The organism is Enterobacter cloacae complex sp. P40C2 (genome assembly GCF_014930695.1).
In the GTDB taxonomy this organism is placed as follows: Bacteria; Pseudomonadota; Gammaproteobacteria; order Enterobacterales; family Enterobacteriaceae; genus Enterobacter; species Enterobacter pasteurii.
In genome coordinates this window covers 37,033-54,261 of the sequence record NZ_JADBRP010000006.1, presented here as the reverse complement: position 1 = coordinate 54,261, position 17,229 = coordinate 37,033, and the positions used below count along the sequence as shown (strand labels likewise).

General features: G+C 56.6%; 16 protein-coding genes. 10 read left to right on the top strand and 6 right to left on the bottom strand.

Going from position 1 to position 17,229, the window contains the following annotated elements:
• Positions 1–3 precede the first annotated feature (3 nt).
• Positions 4–816 (bottom strand): sugar-phosphatase, encoded by an 813-nt coding sequence (gene yidA / locus IM304_RS12860; protein ID WP_148420360.1) that lies wholly within the window; start codon positions 814–816, stop codon positions 4–6.
• A gap of 115 nt (positions 817–931) precedes the next feature.
• Complete coding sequence (locus IM304_RS12855; protein ID WP_193355450.1) at positions 932–1,957, bottom strand: NAD(P)-dependent alcohol dehydrogenase; 1,026 nt, start codon at positions 1,955–1,957, stop codon at positions 932–934.
• Between the two features lie 110 nt (positions 1,958–2,067).
• Between IM304_RS12855 and IM304_RS12850 the strand changes: the two genes are divergently transcribed.
• Positions 2,068–3,003, top strand: a complete 936-nt coding sequence (locus IM304_RS12850; RefSeq protein WP_193355451.1) for a LysR family transcriptional regulator — start codon at positions 2,068–2,070, stop codon at positions 3,001–3,003.
• Positions 3,004–3,036: 33 nt separating this feature from the next.
• Here the strand turns inward: IM304_RS12850 and gyrB are convergent, their stop codons facing one another.
• Genes gyrB through dnaA form a run of 4 tightly spaced genes read right to left on the bottom strand, consistent with a single transcriptional unit; the run spans position 3,037 to position 9,049 of the window.
• On the bottom strand, positions 3,037–5,448 hold the full coding sequence (gene gyrB / locus IM304_RS12845; RefSeq protein WP_148420357.1) for a DNA topoisomerase (ATP-hydrolyzing) subunit B: 2,412 nt from the start codon (positions 5,446–5,448) through the stop codon (positions 3,037–3,039).
• A 28-nt stretch (positions 5,449–5,476) separates the two neighbouring features.
• The gene (gene recF / locus IM304_RS12840) at positions 5,477–6,550 is read right to left on the bottom strand and encodes a DNA replication/repair protein RecF (protein WP_045260850.1); all 1,074 of its coding nucleotides are present in this window, start codon (positions 6,548–6,550) and stop codon (positions 5,477–5,479) included.
• Complete coding sequence (gene dnaN, locus IM304_RS12835; protein ID WP_003861122.1) at positions 6,550–7,650, bottom strand: DNA polymerase III subunit beta; 1,101 nt, start codon at positions 7,648–7,650, stop codon at positions 6,550–6,552. Before dnaN ends, recF begins: the two co-directional genes overlap by 1 nt.
• Positions 7,651–7,654: 4 nt before the next feature.
• Positions 7,655–9,049 carry a chromosomal replication initiator protein DnaA gene (gene dnaA, locus IM304_RS12830; RefSeq protein ID WP_003861124.1) on the bottom strand — a complete coding sequence of 465 codons (1,395 nt, stop codon included), beginning with the start codon at positions 9,047–9,049 and terminating at the stop codon, positions 7,655–7,657.
• Between the two features lie 601 nt (positions 9,050–9,650).
• Here dnaA and rpmH point away from each other — a divergent pair.
• The 9 genes from rpmH (at position 9,651) to IM304_RS12785 (ending at position 17,170) form a co-directional block, all read left to right on the top strand.
• Positions 9,651–9,791 carry a 50S ribosomal protein L34 gene (gene rpmH, locus IM304_RS12825; protein WP_000831330.1) on the top strand — a complete coding sequence of 47 codons (141 nt, stop codon included), beginning with the start codon at positions 9,651–9,653 and terminating at the stop codon, positions 9,789–9,791.
• Positions 9,792–9,807: 16 nt separating this feature from the next.
• The gene (gene rnpA / locus IM304_RS12820; RefSeq protein WP_003861126.1) at positions 9,808–10,167 is read left to right on the top strand and encodes a ribonuclease P protein component; all 360 of its coding nucleotides are present in this window, start codon (positions 9,808–9,810) and stop codon (positions 10,165–10,167) included.
• Positions 10,131–10,388 carry a membrane protein insertion efficiency factor YidD gene (gene yidD / locus IM304_RS12815; RefSeq protein WP_001307474.1) on the top strand — a complete coding sequence of 86 codons (258 nt, stop codon included), beginning with the start codon at positions 10,131–10,133 and terminating at the stop codon, positions 10,386–10,388. The genes rnpA and yidD overlap by 37 nt, the downstream gene beginning before the upstream one ends.
• Before the next feature lie 2 nt (positions 10,389–10,390).
• Positions 10,391–12,034: a membrane protein insertase YidC gene (gene yidC, locus IM304_RS12810; RefSeq protein ID WP_176609136.1), complete on the top strand. Its 1,644-nt coding sequence runs from the start codon at positions 10,391–10,393 to the stop codon at positions 12,032–12,034.
• A 72-nt stretch (positions 12,035–12,106) separates the two neighbouring features.
• Positions 12,107–13,471, top strand: a complete 1,365-nt coding sequence (gene mnmE, locus IM304_RS12805) for a tRNA uridine-5-carboxymethylaminomethyl(34) synthesis GTPase MnmE (protein ID WP_049137086.1) — start codon at positions 12,107–12,109, stop codon at positions 13,469–13,471.
• A 111-nt stretch (positions 13,472–13,582) separates the two neighbouring features.
• Positions 13,583–14,758, top strand: a complete 1,176-nt coding sequence (locus tag IM304_RS12800) for an MFS transporter (protein ID WP_193355452.1) — start codon at positions 13,583–13,585, stop codon at positions 14,756–14,758.
• Positions 14,727–15,698 (top strand): HTH-type transcriptional regulator YidZ, encoded by a 972-nt coding sequence (gene yidZ / locus IM304_RS12795; RefSeq protein WP_148420353.1) that lies wholly within the window; start codon positions 14,727–14,729, stop codon positions 15,696–15,698. Before IM304_RS12800 ends, yidZ begins: the two co-directional genes overlap by 32 nt.
• 122 nt (positions 15,699–15,820) lie before the next feature.
• Positions 15,821–16,567 carry a 4'-phosphopantetheinyl transferase superfamily protein gene (locus tag IM304_RS12790; RefSeq protein WP_193355453.1) on the top strand — a complete coding sequence of 249 codons (747 nt, stop codon included), beginning with the start codon at positions 15,821–15,823 and terminating at the stop codon, positions 16,565–16,567.
• Between the two features lie 36 nt (positions 16,568–16,603).
• A complete protein-coding gene (locus IM304_RS12785) occupies positions 16,604–17,170 on the top strand; it encodes an NADPH-dependent FMN reductase (protein WP_193355454.1) in 567 nt (188 codons plus the stop codon).
• Positions 17,171–17,229 lie beyond the last annotated feature (59 nt).

Below are 17,229 nucleotides of genomic sequence, written 5' to 3'. Positions count from 1 at the left end.
CTGCTAGGACAGGACAAATTTCTCAATCGCATAAGCCACGCCGTCTTCCAGGTTAGATTTGGTGACGAAGTTCGCCACTTCTTTCACCGACGGGATCGCGTTATCCATCGCCACGCCCATGCCCGCATACTCGATCATCGCGATGTCATTCTCCTGGTCGCCCAGCGCCATAATCTCCTCAGGCTTAATGCCCAGCGCATCGGCAAGCGACTTCACGCCGGTGCCTTTATTGACGCGTTTATCGAGGATTTCGAGGAAGTACGGCGCGCTTTTCAGCACGGTGTATTTCTCTTTCACCTCTGCAGGAATGCGCGCAATGGCTTTGTCCAGAATCGCCGGTTCGTCGATCATCATTACTTTCAGGAACTGCGTCGCCGGGTCCATTTTTTCCGCTTCGCAGAACACCAGCGGGATGGTCGCAACGTAGGATTCATGCACCGTGTAGTAGCTGATATCGCGGTTAGCGGTATACAGCGTAGTGCGATCGAGCGCGTGGAAGTGGGAGCCCACTTCGCGGGAGAGTTTTTCAAGGAACAGGTAGTCATCATAGCTCAGCGCAGTTTGTGCCACCGTGCTGCCATCTGCGGCCTTTTGTACCAGCGCGCCGTTATACGTGATGCAGTAATCGCCCGGCTGATTCATGTGCAGCTCTTTCAGGTAGCTGTGCACCCCGGCATACGGGCGACCAGTGGTCAGCACCACGTTCACGCCTTTTTCGCGGGCGGCGGCGATCGCGTTTTTAACGGCGGGAGAGATGGTGTGGTCAGGCAGCAGCAGCGTGCCGTCCATATCGATTGCAATGAGTTTGATAGCCATGGGATCCCCAGGATGAATGAGTGCTACCTCATGCTAACGCGATTAAGCACACAAAAATAGAGCTACATTGCGCAACGGAAACACCCCTTTTACGCTTATCCTGGGGAACGTCAACTTACTTGCGGGTAAGGACAATTTTACCAAACGCACCGCGATCCAGATGTTCAAGCGCCTGTTCAAGTTCATCAAAGCGGTAACGATGCTCAATCACGGGCTTGAGTTCCATCACATCCACGGCGCGGACGAAATCTTCCAGCGCACGGCGGTGCCCCACGCCAATGCCCTGAATAACGGGGGATTTCAGCAGCAGCTCGCCAGCAGGCAGGGAAATGTCCGTTCCGGCCAGCACGCCAATGACGGAGATACGCCCGTGAACGGCTACCGCGCGCAGGGAATGCTTCAGGTTCTCCCCACCTACGGTTTCGATAATATGGTCGATGCCGCGATCCTGCGTGAGCGCCAGCGTATCTTCTGCCCAGTCGCCCTTCAGCCGGTTAATACCCTGACTGGCCCCGAGTTCTTTGGCCTGCGCCAGTTTGTCATCGCTTCCCGAGGTGACAAACACCTCCGCTCCGTGCGCTTTTGCAATTTGCAGGGCAAAGATCGCCACGCCGCCCGTTCCCTGAACCAGCACCGATTGTCCGGCTCGCAAGTTCCCGCGCTCCACCAGCGCGAACCAGGCGGTAAGCCCTGCGCAGGGCAGCGTGCTGGCCTCTTCGTCATTCAGCGTCTCCGGGGATGCCACCAGCGCGCTTTCCTTCACAACCACATACTCGGCCAGCATCCCCGGGAAGTACCCTCCGCTCGTTTTATAGGGCAAATTACGGGCGTCCGCCTGCGGCTTACCGTCGATCCACTCCGGAAAGAAGGTTGAGATAACGCGAGCGCCGGGCTGGAACCGCGTCACGCCTTCACCAACGCTGTCCACCACGCCCGCCATGTCAGATGCCGGAGTGAACGGGAAGGAAAGCGGAATCGGCATCGTGCCTTCAATCACCATTTTATCGCGATAGTTGAGCGCAACGGCATTCACCCGTACGCGCACTTCACCCGGGCCTGGCTGTGGCACCGGCTCCTGAATTATCTTGAGGCTATCGCGCCCGAGGGCGTTCATAGACCAGCGCTGCATTGTCTCTGTCATTTTTTCTCTCCTGCCATCAAATAAGCTATAGGACTGACAGTCTACCGTTGACGCGTGGTCGCCAGTGGCGATAACTTTTCCCATAATTGATGACGCAGTGGATACAATCTATGACCGATACGCTGAAGGATATTCCTGTCTTTGTGGCCGCCGTTGAGGCGGGAAGTTTTGCTCAGGCCGCTGTTCGTCTGCACCTGTCGCGCTCTGCGGTAGGAAAAAGCATCGCCCGCCTTGAAGAGCGGCTGGGCGTACGTCTTTTCCAGCGCACCACCCGCAGCCAGAGGCTTACCGACAACGGCGCTCTGTTTTATGAACGCTGCCTGCGTGCGCTGGAGGAAATTCGGGGCGCGGAGTCGCTGCTTGAAACAGGCAAGCAGCAGGTCAGCGGCCGCCTGCGCGTCGCCATGCCGGTACTGTTTGGTCGCCAGTGCGTCGCGCCGCTGCTGATAGAACTGACGCAGGAACATCCCGGGCTTGAGCTTGAAATGTCATTCAGCGATCGCGTGGTGGATCTGGTAGAGGAAGGCTTTGATATGGCGGTACGTAACGGCACGCTACAGGACAGCAGCGTGCTGGTCGCCAGAAGGCTGGGCGAGCACCGCATGGTGCTGTGCGCCGCTCCGGATTACCTGATGAAGAACGGCCAGCCAGAAAACGTTGCTGATTTACCCCACCACACTGCCATTAACTATCTGCGATCGGGCAGAGTGCTACCCTGGCAACTGATGGATAGCGAAGGGAGATCGCACACCTTTACTCCCCGCTCATCGCTCAATATGGATGATTTACAGGCAATCTGCGACGCTGCGCTGGCCGGACACGGCCTTGCGTGGTTGCCCTGCTGGATGGCTCGCAGAGAAATACATCAGGGAAAACTCATCCCGCTTTTAAAGCAGGCACCGGACGTGCGCTTCGACGTTCATGCAGTCTGGCAACAGACGCCGCATCTGCCGCTGAGGGTTAGAATTGCTGTCGATACGCTTGCCAGCCGTTTACCGTCAGTGCTGTCGCTGGATATGCCTGCGCCCATAAAAAAGCCGCGCTAAATGCGCGGCCTGAGTCGTGCAGTATAACAACGATTAAATATCGATATTCGCCGCTTTCAGGGCGTTCTCTTCGATGAAGGCACGACGTGGTTCAACCGCGTCGCCCATCAGGGTCGTGAACAGCTGATCCGCTGCAATCGCGTCTTTAACGGTAACGCGCAGCATGCGGCGGCTTTCCGGATCCATGGTGGTTTCCCACAGCTGATCCGGGTTCATTTCTCCCAGACCTTTATAACGCTGAATAGAAAGGCCGCGACGGGACTCTTTCACCAGCCATTCCAGCGCCTGCTCGAAGCTTGCCACCGGCTGACGGCGCTCGCCACGTTCGATGAACGCATCGTCTTCGATCAGACCGCGCAGCTTCTCGCCCAGGGTGCAGATACGGCGGTATTCCGGACCGGTCACAAACTCGTGCTCCAGCGGGTAGTCGGTGTCGACGCCGTGAGTACGGACGCGGACAATCGGCTCGAACTGCTGCGCCGCGTTCTGCTGAACGTCAAACTTCCACTGGCTGCCGTGCTGCTCTTTCTCGTTCAGCTCGCTCACCAGGGTGTTTACCCAGCGGGTCACGGCCTGCTCGTTGCTCAGATCGGCTTCGGTCAGGGTTGGCTGATAAATCAGCTCCTTCAGCAGCGCTTTCGGGTAGCGACGCTCCATACGGCCAATCATTTTCTGCGTGGCGTTGAACTCGGAGACCAGACGCTCCAGCGGCTCGCCGGCCAGCGCTGGCGCGCTGGAGTTTGCGTGCAGGGTCGCGCCATCAAGGGCGATCGCGATTTGATACTGATCCATCGCATCGTCATCTTTAATGTACTGTTCCTGCTTGCCTTTCTTCACTTTGTACAGCGGTGGCTGTGCAATGTAGACGTGGCCGCGCTCAACGATTTCCGGCATCTGACGATAGAAGAAGGTCAACAGCAGCGTACGAATGTGCGAGCCGTCGACGTCCGCATCGGTCATGATGATGATGCTGTGATAGCGCAGCTTGTCCGGGTTGTACTCGTCGCGACCGATACCGCAGCCGAGCGCGGTGATAAGCGTCGCCACTTCCTGAGAAGAGAGCATCTTGTCGAAGCGCGCTTTCTCAACGTTCAGGATTTTACCCTTCAGCGGCAGAATCGCCTGGTTCTTACGGTTACGGCCCTGCTTCGCAGAACCGCCCGCGGAGTCCCCTTCCACAAGGTACAGTTCAGACAGCGCCGGATCGCGCTCCTGACAGTCAGCCAGCTTGCCCGGCAGGCCGGCTAAGTCCAGCGCGCCTTTACGACGGGTCATTTCACGGGCTTTACGCGCCGCTTCACGGGCACGGGCCGCATCGATAATTTTGCCCACCACGATTTTCGCGTCGGACGGGTTTTCCTGCAGGTAGTCGCTCAGCAGCTCGTTCATCTGCTGCTCAACCGCCGATTTCACCTCAGAAGAGACCAGCTTGTCTTTGGTCTGCGAGGAGAACTTCGGATCCGGCACCTTCACGGAAACAACAGCAATCAGGCCTTCACGGGCATCGTCGCCGGTGGCGCTGACTTTCGCTTTTTTGCTGTAGCCTTCTTTATCCATGTAGGCGTTCAGGGTACGGGTCATCGCCGCGCGGAAGCCCGCAAGGTGAGTACCGCCGTCGCGCTGCGGAATGTTGTTGGTGAAGCAGTAGATGTTTTCCTGGAAGCCGTCGTTCCACTGCAATGCCACTTCCACGCCGATGCCGTCTTTTTCAGTGGAGAAGTAGAAGATATTCGGGTGAATTGGCGTTTTGTTCTTGTTCAGGTACTCAACGAACGCCTTGATACCGCCTTCGTAGTGGAAGTGGTCTTCTTTGTTGTCGCGTTTGTCGCGCAGACGAATCGACACGCCGGAGTTCAGGAACGACAGTTCACGCAGGCGTTTCGCCAGGATGTCGTACTCAAACTCGGTAACGTTGGTGAAGGTTTCGAGGCTCGGCCAGAAACGCACCATGGTACCGGTTTTCTCGGTATCGCCGGTAACGGCCAGCGGGGCTTCAGGCACGCCGTGCTGGTAGATCTGACGGTGAATTTTGCCTTCGCGCTGGATAACCAGCTCCAGCTTCTGCGACAGGGCGTTTACTACGGAAACCCCTACGCCGTGCAGACCGCCGGAAACCTTATACGAGTTATCATCGAACTTACCGCCTGCGTGCAGAACGGTCATGATCACTTCCGCAGCAGATACGCCCTCTTCCGGGTGAATACCGGTTGGGATGCCACGACCATCATCGGTAACGGACACGGAGTTGTCCGCATGGATCGTGACCACGATGTCTTTACAGTGACCCGCGAGCGCTTCGTCGATAGCGTTATCTACCACCTCGAATACCATGTGGTGCAGACCGGTGCCGTCATCCGTGTCGCCGATATACATACCCGGGCGCTTACGCACCGCATCCAGTCCTTTCAGGACTTTGATACTGGAGGAGTCATAAGAATTCGACATCAACGTTTCTCGCTCATTTCAACTTGGGTTAATCCGTTATTTTACCCTTTTCCACGGTAAACATCTTCGAATTTTCGTCCGACATGTCCATAACGTGTTCAGCGCTGATAGCGCTGACGAAAACCTGCGACTGCGTGGCTTTTAAGCGGCTGGCAAGCAGCCCGCGCCGCGCGTCGTCAAGTTCCGAGGCAAAATCATCTATCAGGTACAGGCAGCGTCGTCCGCTTTCGCGGGTGAGGAACTCCCCCTGCGCCAGGCGCAGCGCGCACATCAGGAGCTTTAGCTGCCCGCGCGACAGCGTGTCTTCTACCGGTGCGCCGTCAGCACGAATGCGGAAATCCGCCTTGTGCGGGCCGTGCGCGGTGTAGGTCAACATGCGATCGCGCTCGAAGCTTCTCTCTAACACCTCGGCATAATCCGTCTCTTTCTCCCAGCCACGCTGGAACGAGAAGGTGAGAGAGAATTCGGGTAAAAACTGTTTGCAGGTGTCGGCCATGTCTTCGGCGATACCCGCGCTGTATTCGGCACGCCAGCGGCTGATTTGTTCCGCAAGAGGAATTAATTCCATGTCCCACGGACGCAGCTGGGCGTAGCGCGTGACCTGACGCAACGCGGCGTTACGCTGCTTAAGCAGACGCTTCAGGTTGCTCCAGGCGTTAAAGAAGCCGGCTTCGTTGTGAAAGCATCCCCAGTCGAGGAACGCTCTTCTGTATTTGGGGCCGCCGTTGAGTAAAGTAAACCCCTCCGGCGTAATCAGCTGCATCGGCATCAGCAGCGCCAGCTCCGCCACCTTGTGGCCGTCGGTGCCGTCGATGCGTACCTTGCTGTCGCCCTGCTTGTCTTTGGTCAGGCCGATGGCGGTTTCCCGCTCAGCGCCCTGTAAACGCCCGTGCAGAACAAAGGATTCCTGCTCGTGGCGAATCACGCGACCAATCTGCAAACTGCGAAACGCCCGACCGTGGCCGAGCGTATAGATGGCCTCAAGCACGCTGGTTTTGCCGCTGCCGTTTGCGCCAACCAGAAAGTTAAAGCCAGGGGATAAAGCGAGATCCGCGCTTTCGATATTGCGAAAGTCGCGGATCAACAGACGGGTGAGCGACATTACAGTCTCATTGGCATGACAACATAAGCCGCGCTTTGGCTGGCCGCATCTTCAATCTGTACGCTCGAAACGGAGTCAGTCAGCAGAATGCGAACGTTCTCGCATTTCAGTGCATTGAGCACATCCAGCACGTAGCTGACGTTGAAGCCGATTTCCATCTCAGCCCCGGCGTAGGTGACGTCCAGAATCTCTTCTGCCTCTTCCTGCTCCGGGTTATTAGCGGTGATTTTGATCTGGTTTTCACTCACGTACAGACGTACGCCGCGGAATTTCTCATTAGAGAGAATGGCCGCACGGGCGAACGCCTGCTTGAGGATATCGCAGCCCGCTTCCAGCGTTTTGTCCGGGTTTTTCGGCAATACGCGGCGATAGTCAGGGAAACGACCGTCAACCAGCTTCGACGTGAAGACAAAATCACCCACGTGTGCGCGAATGTTGTTGCTGCCAATCTGCACGCGCAGCGGCGTGTCGCCACCGTCGAGCATACGCATCAGCTCAATCACGCCCTTACGCGGCACGATCACCGAATGGTTTGGCAGTGAATCGCCAATCGGCATAGAACAGACCGCCAGACGGTGCCCGTCGGTGGCCACGGTACGCAGCTCTTCGCCTTCGGTTTCGAACAGCATGCCGTTTAAGTAGTAGCGAACGTCCTGATGCGCCATCGAGAACTGCGTGGCTTCAATCAGACGCTTCATCGTTGCCTGCGGCAGGGTAAATTCAACCTCGCTCTGCCAGTCGTCCAGGTTCGGGAAGTCCGCAGCGGGCAGCGTGGAGAGTGAGAAACGGCTGCGGCCAGAGCGCACCAGCATGCGGTCGCCCTCCAGCTGTACGGCAATTTCAGCACCTTCCGGCAGCCCACGGCAGATATCAAAGAATTTACGTGCCGGAACCGTGGTCGCGCCCGCGTCGTGCGGCTGCGTCAGCGTAACGCGCGCGATCATTTCCATTTCCAGATCTGTGCCGGTCAGCGACAGCGTACCGTCCGCGACCTGAAGCAGCAGGTTTCCGAGAATAGGCAGCGTTGGGCGGCCACCTAATGGGCCACTCACCTGTTGCAGCGGTTTTAATAAATGTTCACGTTCAACGGTAAATTTCATAGCGTCACGATGATAATGTTCTGATTAAATTGGAAAAATCTTCTTTTATGTCGTGGCTTTCTTCGCGTAACTGCTCAATCTTGCGACAGGCGTGCAGCACGGTCGTATGGTCACGGCCACCAAACGCATCACCGATTTCCGGCAGGCTGTGGTTGGTTAGCTCTTTTGCCAGCGCCATCGCCATCTGACGCGGACGCGCCACCGAGCGGGAACGACGTTTAGACAGTAAATCTGCCACTTTGATCTTGTAGTACTCAGCCACCGTCTTCTGAATATTGTCGATGGTGACCAGTTTTTCCTGCAATGCCAACAAATCGCGCAGCGCTTCACGCACAAAATCGATGGTGATCGCACGACCGGTAAAATTGGCGTTGGCGATAACGCGATTCAGTGCCCCTTCCAGCTCACGAACGTTGGAACGCAGGCGCTTGGCAATAAAGAACGCCACTTCACCCGGCAGGCGAATGTCGTTCTCATCGGCTTTTTTCATCAGGATCGCGACGCGGGTTTCCAGCTCCGGCGGCTCGATCGCCACGGTCAGGCCCCAGCCGAAGCGGGATTTCAGACGATCTTCAACGCCGTTGATCTCTTTTGGATAACGATCCGAGGTCAAAATGATCTGCTGATTGCCTTCCAGCAGGGCGTTAAAGGTGTGGAAAAACTCTTCCTGCGATCGTTCCTTATTGGCAAAGAACTGGATGTCATCGATCAGCAGTGCGTCAACGGAACGGTAGTAGCGTTTAAACTCTTCGATCGCATTGTTTTGCAGGGCTTTTACCATGTCCTGAACGAAGCGCTCGGAGTGCATATACACTACTTTGGCATTGGGCTTACGCGCCATAATGCCGTTACCCACCGCGTGCAGCAGGTGCGTTTTACCGAGACCCGTGCCGCCATAAAGGAACAGCGGGTTGTAAGCACCACCGGGGTTATCGGCAACCTGGCGGGCCGCCGCGCGTGCCAGCTGGTTCGATTTACCTTCAACGAAGTTATCGAACGTGTGCTTCACGTTAACGTTAGAGCGGTAGGTAGGCTCTGCGGGGGCCGGAACGTTATCCCAGCCCTGACGAGCCGGTGCAACACGCGGTGCAGGAGCGGGCGCCGCCTGAGCAGGGGCTGCCACATTGACAACTTCACGAACGGTTTGGGTGACCGGCTTTGTGCCCACTTCAAAACGCAGCTGTGGGGCATCTGATCCGCAGAAATCGTTCAGCAGTCCATTGATGTTATTAAGGTATTTATCCCTTACCCAATCGAGCACGAAACGGTTTGGCGCATACAAAGCCAGCGTGTTATCGCTCAGTTCCGCCTGCAACGGGCGGATCCACATACTGAATTCTGTGGCTGGTAACTCATCCTGCAATCGGGCAAGACACTGCTGCCAAAGCGAAAGTGACACGGCGGACTCCACTCGAACAATAAAAGAAAACTATTGAATATTCATGATTGTTGGCGCACATCGACATGACCCTGTGCAAAAGGGGGACGTGCGAATTGCTATCTGCAATTAAATCCTGACCAGGATCCTGGGATCCCAATCGGGACCGCGGATCATAGCCTAAACTGAGACAGAGATCTTCTGTTTCTCACAGATTCTTCCCGATTTATCCACAGGAAGATCCGAAACCGGGTAAGTGTAAACGATCCTGACGCGAGTGCCCCGCGATTTAGCGCGCATATTGGAAAATTTAATGAGCACAGACCTTTTTTGGCTTAAATGATCTAACGAAGATCCGGGACGATCCTTGCGCTTTGTGGATGACGCCGTATAATCCTCGACCCGGCGCGTGAGGCTCATCTTCCTGCGTCGTTCGCTGCTCATTTTCCACGCAAAATAGTGCGGAAATACGCAGGAAATAAGGAAAGAGAATTGACTCCGGAGTGTACAATTATTACAATCCGGCCTCTTTAATCACCCACGCTGAGGCGTTAGTCGTTCGAAACTCGTTCGGGTATACGCAAAAGTCAGTGAATTTATTCAAGTTTAGGTAGAAATCGCCATGAAACGCACTTTTCAACCGTCTGTACTGAAGCGCAACCGTTCTCACGGCTTCCGTGCTCGTATGGCTACTAAAAATGGTCGTCAGGTTCTGGCACGTCGTCGTGCTAAAGGCCGCGCTCGTCTGACCGTTTCCAAGTAATAAAGCTAACCCCTGAGTGGTTAAGCTAGCATTTCCCAGGGAGTTACGTTTGTTAACTCCCACTCATTTCACTTTCGTCTTCCAGCAGCCACAACGGGCTGGCACGCCGCAAATCACCATCCTCGGCCGCCAAAATTCGCTGGGGCATCCCCGCATCGGTCTCACAGTCGCCAAGAAAAACGTTAAGCGTGCGCATGAACGCAACCGGATTAAACGTCTGACGCGTGAAAGCTTCCGTTTACGTCAACACGAACTGCCTTCGATGGATTTCGTGGTGGTGGCTAAAAAAGGGGTTGCCGACCTCGATAACCGTGCTCTCTCGGAAGCGTTGGAAAAATTATGGCGCCGCCACTGTCGCCTGGCTCGCGGGTCCTGATAGCCCTCATCAGGGTCTATCAACGCCTGATTAGTCCGCTACTCGGGCCACATTGCCGTTTCACCCCAACATGCTCAAGCTACGGAATTGAGGCATTGCGCAGGTTTGGAGTGATAAAAGGCAGTTGGTTGACGGTGAAACGCGTATTAAAATGCCACCCTTTACACCCAGGTGGAGACGACCCCGTCCCTCCAGGACCCTTTGATACCAGAGAACACTAACGATGGATTCGCAACGCAATCTTCTTATCATCGCTTTGTTGTTCGTGTCTTTCATGATCTGGCAGGCATGGGAGCAGGATAAAAATCCTCAACCCCAGCAGCAGACCACGCAGACCACGACCACCGCAGCGGGTAGCGCCGCCGACCAGGGCGTACCGGCCAGTGGCCAGGGGAAACAGATTACGGTTAAAACCGATGTGCTTGAGCTGACTATCAACACCCGTGGCGGTGATGTTGAGCAGGCGCTGCTGTTGACCTACCCGAAAGAGCTGAAGTCTACCGAACCGTTCCAGTTACTGGAAACCACGCCTGAGTTTATCTACCAGGCGCAGAGCGGCCTGACCGGTCGTGATGGCCCGGATAACCCGGCTAACGGTGCGCGTCCACTGTATAACGTCGAGAATGACACGTTTGTGCTGGCTGATGGTCAGAACGAACTGGTTATCCCGATGACCTACACCGACGCCGCAGGCAACACCTTCACCAAAACCTTCACCCTGAAACGCGGTGAGTATGCGGTGAACGTGGGCTACAGCGTACAGAACGCCGGTGAGAAACCGCTGGAAATCTCTACCTTTGGTCAGCTGAAGCAGTCCATCAATCTGCCGTCTCACCGTGACACCGGAAGCAGCAACTTTGCGCTGCATACCTTCCGCGGCGCGGCGTACTCCACGCCAGACACCAAGTACGAGAAATACAAGTTCGATACCATTGCCGATAACGAAAACCTGAACGTCAGCTCTAAAGGCGGTTGGGTCGCAATGCTGCAGCAGTATTTCGCAACGGCGTGGGTACCGAATAACGACGGGACGAATAACTTCTACACCGCGAACCTCGGCAACGGTATTGCCGCTATCGGCTACAAATCTCAGCCGGTTCTGGTGCAGCCGGGTCAAACCGGTAAGCTGGCAAGCACCCTGTGGGTTGGCCCGGAAATCCAGGACAAAATGGCTGCCGTTGCGCCACACCTGGACCTGACCGTAGATTACGGTTGGCTGTGGTTCATCTCTCAGCCGCTGTTCAAGCTGCTGAAGTTCATCCACAGCTTCCTGGGTAACTGGGGCTTCTCCATCATCGTTATCACCTTTATCGTTCGTGGCATCATGTACCCGCTGACTAAGGCGCAGTACACCTCCATGGCGAAGATGCGTATGCTGCAGCCGAAGATTCAGGCAATGCGTGAGCGTCTGGGCGATGACAAACAGCGTCAGAGCCAGGAAATGATGGCCCTGTATAAAGCAGAGAAAGTGAACCCGCTGGGTGGTTGCTTCCCGCTGCTGATTCAGATGCCAATCTTCCTTGCGCTGTACTACATGCTGATGGGTTCCGTTGAGCTGCGCCACGCGCCGTTCGCCCTGTGGATCCATGACCTGTCCGCACAGGACCCGTACTACATCCTGCCGATCCTGATGGGCGTGACGATGTTCTTCATTCAGAAGATGTCTCCGACCACCGTGACCGACCCGATGCAGCAGAAGATCATGACCTTTATGCCGGTCATCTTCACCGTGTTCTTCCTGTGGTTCCCGTCAGGTCTGGTGCTGTACTATATCGTCAGCAACCTGGTGACCATCATCCAGCAGCAGCTGATCTACCGTGGTCTGGAAAAACGTGGCCTGCACAGCCGCGAAAAGAAAAAGTCCTGATTCGGTAAGTTAACGCTAAAATAAGGGCGGTCGATTGACCGCCTTTTTTATTTGTACTGAACGAGAGCAACCATGAGCCATAACGACACTATCGTCGCCCAGGCAACCCCACCGGGACGCGGTGGTGTAGGCATTCTGCGCATCTCCGGCCTGAAGGCGCGCGAGGTGGCCGAAGCGGTGCTGGGTAAACTGCCAAAACCGCGCTACGCCGATTATCTGCCGTTTAAAGATGCCGACGGCACCCCGCTGGACCAGGGCATTGCGCTGTGGTTCCCCGGCCCGAACTCCTTTACCGGTGAAGACGTGCTGGAGCTCCAGGGCCACGGCGGCCCGGTGATCCTCGACCTGCTGTTAAAGCGTATTCTGACCCTGCCTGGCCTGCGCATTGCGAAGCCGGGCGAGTTCTCCGAGCGTGCCTTCCTGAACGACAAGCTCGACCTGGCGCAGGCCGAGGCGATTGCAGACCTGATCGACGCCAGCTCCGAACAGGCAGCCCGCTCCGCGCTGAACTCGCTGCAGGGGGCCTTCTCCGCGCGCGTAAATCATCTTGTGGAAGCACTTACTCACCTGCGAATCTACGTCGAAGCGGCTATCGACTTCCCGGACGAGGAGATCGACTTCCTCTCTGACGGCAAAATCGAAGCCCAGCTCAATCAGGTGATGAGCGATCTCGACGCGGTGCGTGCCGAAGCGCGTCAGGGCAGCCTGCTGCGTGAAGGGATGAAGGTGGTGATTGCCGGACGCCCGAACGCCGGGAAATCGAGCCTGCTGAACGCCCTCGCGGGCCGTGAGGCGGCGATCGTGACCGACATTGCCGGGACGACCCGCGACGTGCTGCGCGAGCATATCCATATCGACGGCATGCCGCTGCATATCATCGACACCGCCGGGCTGCGCGATGCCAGCGACGAGGTTGAGCGTATCGGTATCGAGCGCGCCTGGCAGGAGATTGAGCAGGCCGACCGCGTGCTGTTTATGGTGGACGGCACCACGACCGACGCCGTCGATCCGGCGGAGATCTGGCCAGACTTTATCGCCCGTCTGCCGGCTAAACTGCCGATCACCGTGGTGCGTAACAAAGCGGACGTGACCGGCGAAACGCTGGGCATCAGCGATGTGAATGGTCACTCACTGATTCGCCTCTCGGCGCGCACCGGGGAAGGCGTGGACGACCTGCGTAACCATCTCAAGCAGAGCATGGGCTTTGATACGAGTATGGAAGGTGGCTTCCTGGCGCGTCGCCGTCACCTGCAGGCGCTGGAAGAGGCGGCTCGCCATCTTGACCAGGGTAAAGCCCAGCTGATCGGCGCGTGGGCGGGTGAACTGCTGGCGGAGGAGCTGCGTCTGGCGCAGCAGAATCTGAGTGAGATCACCGGAGAGTTTACGTCGGACGATCTGCTGGGAAGGATTTTCTCGAGCTTCTGTATCGGTAAGTAATTCCCGCTAGCACAGGGTGATTTCCTCTCAGGAAATCACCATTGTCCAAATGGCAACTCGCCTAATCCCCGCCATCCCCCTATTCTGCTTGCCTGCATCTATGGGGGATATATGGCTCGTTTTCTGTTTTGTAGTTTTGCGCTGGTTCTGCTTTATCCGTCCGGCATTGATATGTATCTGGTGGGTTTACCGCACATCGCGCGGGATCTGGGGGCCAGTGAGGCACAGCTGCACATCGCGTTTTCGGCCTACCTTGCGGGGATGGCGTCCTCAATGGTGTTTGCGGGAAAAATCGCGGATAAGGCCGGGCGTCAGCCCGTCGCCATTACCGGTGCGATCGTCTTCGCGCTGGCATCCATACTCTGCTCTGTCGCGCAGGGAAGTCCCCTGTTCCTGACCGGGCGTTTTATTCAGGGCATTGGCGCGGGCGGCTGCTACGTGGTGGCGTTTGCCATTCTGCGCGATACCCTGAGCGCCCAGCGCCGCGCCAAGGTGCTCTCAATGCTGAACGGCATTACCTGCATCATTCCCGTACTGGCACCGGTTATAGGCTACCTGATCATGCTCAAATTTCCGTGGCAGAGCCTTTTCTGGACCATGGCGGCAATGGGCGCCATCGTCTTTATCCTGTCCGTGACGGTGCTGAAAGAGACCCACCCCGGTTCGCAGCAGTTCCCCCATACCGCAACCATCCATCCGGCTGAAAAATTGTTGAATCGCTTTTTCCTTAGCCGGCTGGCAATCACCACGCTTAGCGTGGCGGTGATCCTCACCTATGTAAACGTTTCCCCGGTTTTGTTGATGGAGACGATGGGCTTCGATCGCGGCGAGTATTCAGCGGTGATGGCGCTAACCGCGATGGTCAGCATGGCGGTCTCTTTCTCAACGCCTTTTGCGCTCAATATTTTCCCCCAGCGCACGCTGATGCTGACTTCGCAGGCGCTGTTCCTTGCCGCTGGCGCGATCCTGGCAACCGCCAGTTCGCACGCGCTGATGCTGGTGGGCATCACCCTGATTTGCGCCGGGTTTTCCGTCGGCTTCGGCGTGGCGATGAGCCAGGCGCTTGGCCCGTTCTCGCTGCGCGCGGGTGTCGCAAGTTCGGTGCTGGGCATTGCCCAGGTTTGCGGTTCGTCGCTGTGGATTTGGCTGGCGGCGGTGATCGGCCTTAACGCGCTGAATATGCTGATCGGGGTTCTGATTGGCTGTAGCATACTCTGCATCACCTTACTTATGGTCATTCAGCCCGCGGCGAACTATGAAGAAGCCCATCCGCAATCTCGATCTTAATCTTTTACTTTGCCTGCAGCTCCTGCTTCAGGAGCGCAGCGTCACCAAGGCCGCGAAGCGGATGAACGTGACGCCCTCCGCGGTGAGTAAATCGCTGGCGAAGCTGCGCGACTGGTTCGACGATCCGCTGTTTGTGAAAACGCCGTTAGGGCTGCTGCCCACGCCGCTGACGGTGAGCCTGGAGCAGGATCTGGCCGACTGGATGCAGATTGGCAATCAGATCCTCGATAAATTCCACCACGATTCGCCCGGCGGCCTGAACTTCGAGCTGGCTGCGGAAACGCCGCTGATGTTGATCCGGTTTAACGATCTGCTGGAGCAGGTTAATCAGCGCTATCCGCAGGCCACGGTGAAGATGCGCCACTGGGATTATGACTCGCTGGACGCCATCACGCGCGGAGAGGTCGATCTGGGCTTTACCGGTCGCGAAACGCATCCGCGCTCGCGGGAGCTGTTAAAGCTGATGCCGTGGTTTATTGACTATGAAATCCTGTTCAGCGACCGTCCCTGCGTCTATTTGCGGGAAGATCACCCGGCGCTTCAGGATGAGTGGAACCTCGAGACGTTTCTGCGCTACCCGCATATCAGCATCTTCTGGGAACGCAGCGATACCTGGGCGCTCGACGAGGTGCTAAGAGAAATGGGCCGGGAGCGCAATATCGCCATGAGCCTGCCCGGTTTTGAACAGTCGATGTTTATGGCGGCGCAGCCCGGCCATCACTATATCGCGACCGCGCCAGGCTACTGCCGCCATTACAACCAACTCCACCAGCGAAATCTGATCTGCCTTCCCATCCCCATCGATGAAGCGCAGGCAGAAAAGCTGACCGTGCCCTTCACGCTGATCTGGCATAAACGGAACAGCCATAATCCGAAAATTCTCTGGCTACGCGAGACGATAAAAGCGCTGTATACCGCGCCAGGTCAGGTTTTCGCCTAAGATAATGTAAAGTTCGGTTCTCAGGCTTCTCATATTTCCATTTACTGATTAAAACAGAAGCTGAGTTAAGCGATAATCATGTAACCGTTTAACCGAATACGACCATTATCAGGGAGCGAAAAATGGCTACGCACTTTGCACGAGGGACATTAACAGAAGGGCATCTCGTATCGGCCAGAGTTTCTTCAGCCTGCCACAGCGAGGCACTCAAGCTACCAGAACACCGCAGGACGCGGTTTTTAGCCTCCAGGGCACTCCTCGCTGAACTGCTTTTTATGCTGTACGGCACCAGCGAACTACCGGACATCATTATCCAGCCAGAGGGACGTCCGGTGTTTGCGGACTCGGCGCTGCCCCGTTTTTCCATCGCTTACACCGGCAATATTGTTGGCGTCGCCCTGACCACGGAAGGCGATTGCGGACTGGATATGGAACTGCAACGCGTGACGCGCAGCTTCCACGGTGCCAACGCGCTTGATGAATACCCGCTCTCCAGCAATGAAAAGCTGTGGGTACGTAACCAGAACGATCCCGTTGAAGCCAGAGCGCAGCTCATCACCCTTCGCCAGAGCATCCGTAAACTGAGCGGCGCGGCGTCAGACGACGCCAGCCTGTTGCAGCTGCTTCCCGGCTCCGGGCGCCTGCGTGCCGCGAAAGCGTCGCTGGTAGAGGCGCTCAGCGACGCTGAGGACGTGCTGATCTGGTCCGTTGCGGTTACCCCCGCCATCGAACGACTAAAAGTCTGGGAGTTTGACAGTATACGCGGCTGGCGTAGTCTTCCGGATGTACCCGAGCGCGCCAACGAGCCCGCCGCGCGCCTGATACGATTAACCAGTTTACCGGCAGAAAAAGCATATACCCTTAGCTGATCCGTTCAGGGTCATCATGATGAAACAGGAGTAATCATGTCTGATACGTTGAAAGTTGTTACGTTACTGGGGAGCCTGCGCAAAGGTTCGTTTAACGGGATGATTGCCCGCACGCTGCCGCAGCTGGCACCGGCTGGAATGGAGATTAGCGCCCTGCCATCAATCGGCGACATCCCGCTTTATGATGCTGATGTTCAGCAGGAAGAAGGATTCCCGCAAAGCGTGGAGGCAATAGCCGAGCAGATCCGCCAGGCCGACGGCGTAGTGATCGTGACGCCAGAATATAACTATTCGGTACCGGGTGGCCTGAAGAACGCCATTGACTGGTTATCCCGCTTACCGGAGCAGCCGCTGTCAGGCAAGCCGGTGCTGATCCAGACCAGTTCTATGGGTGCCATCGGCGGCGCGCGCTGCCAGTATCACCTGCGTCAGATCCTGGTGTTCCTGGATGCGATGGTGATGAACAAGCCGGAATTTATGGGTGGCGTGATTCAGAACAAGGTCGACCCGCAGACGGGTGAAGTGGTGGATCAAAGCACGCGCGACCATCTCTCTGGCCAGCTGACGGCGTTTGGGGATTATATCAAGAGGGTGAAGGCGTAAGGTGAGGTGCGGGCTGATGCCCTCACCCTGACCCTCTCCCGCAGGGAGAGGGTACAAAC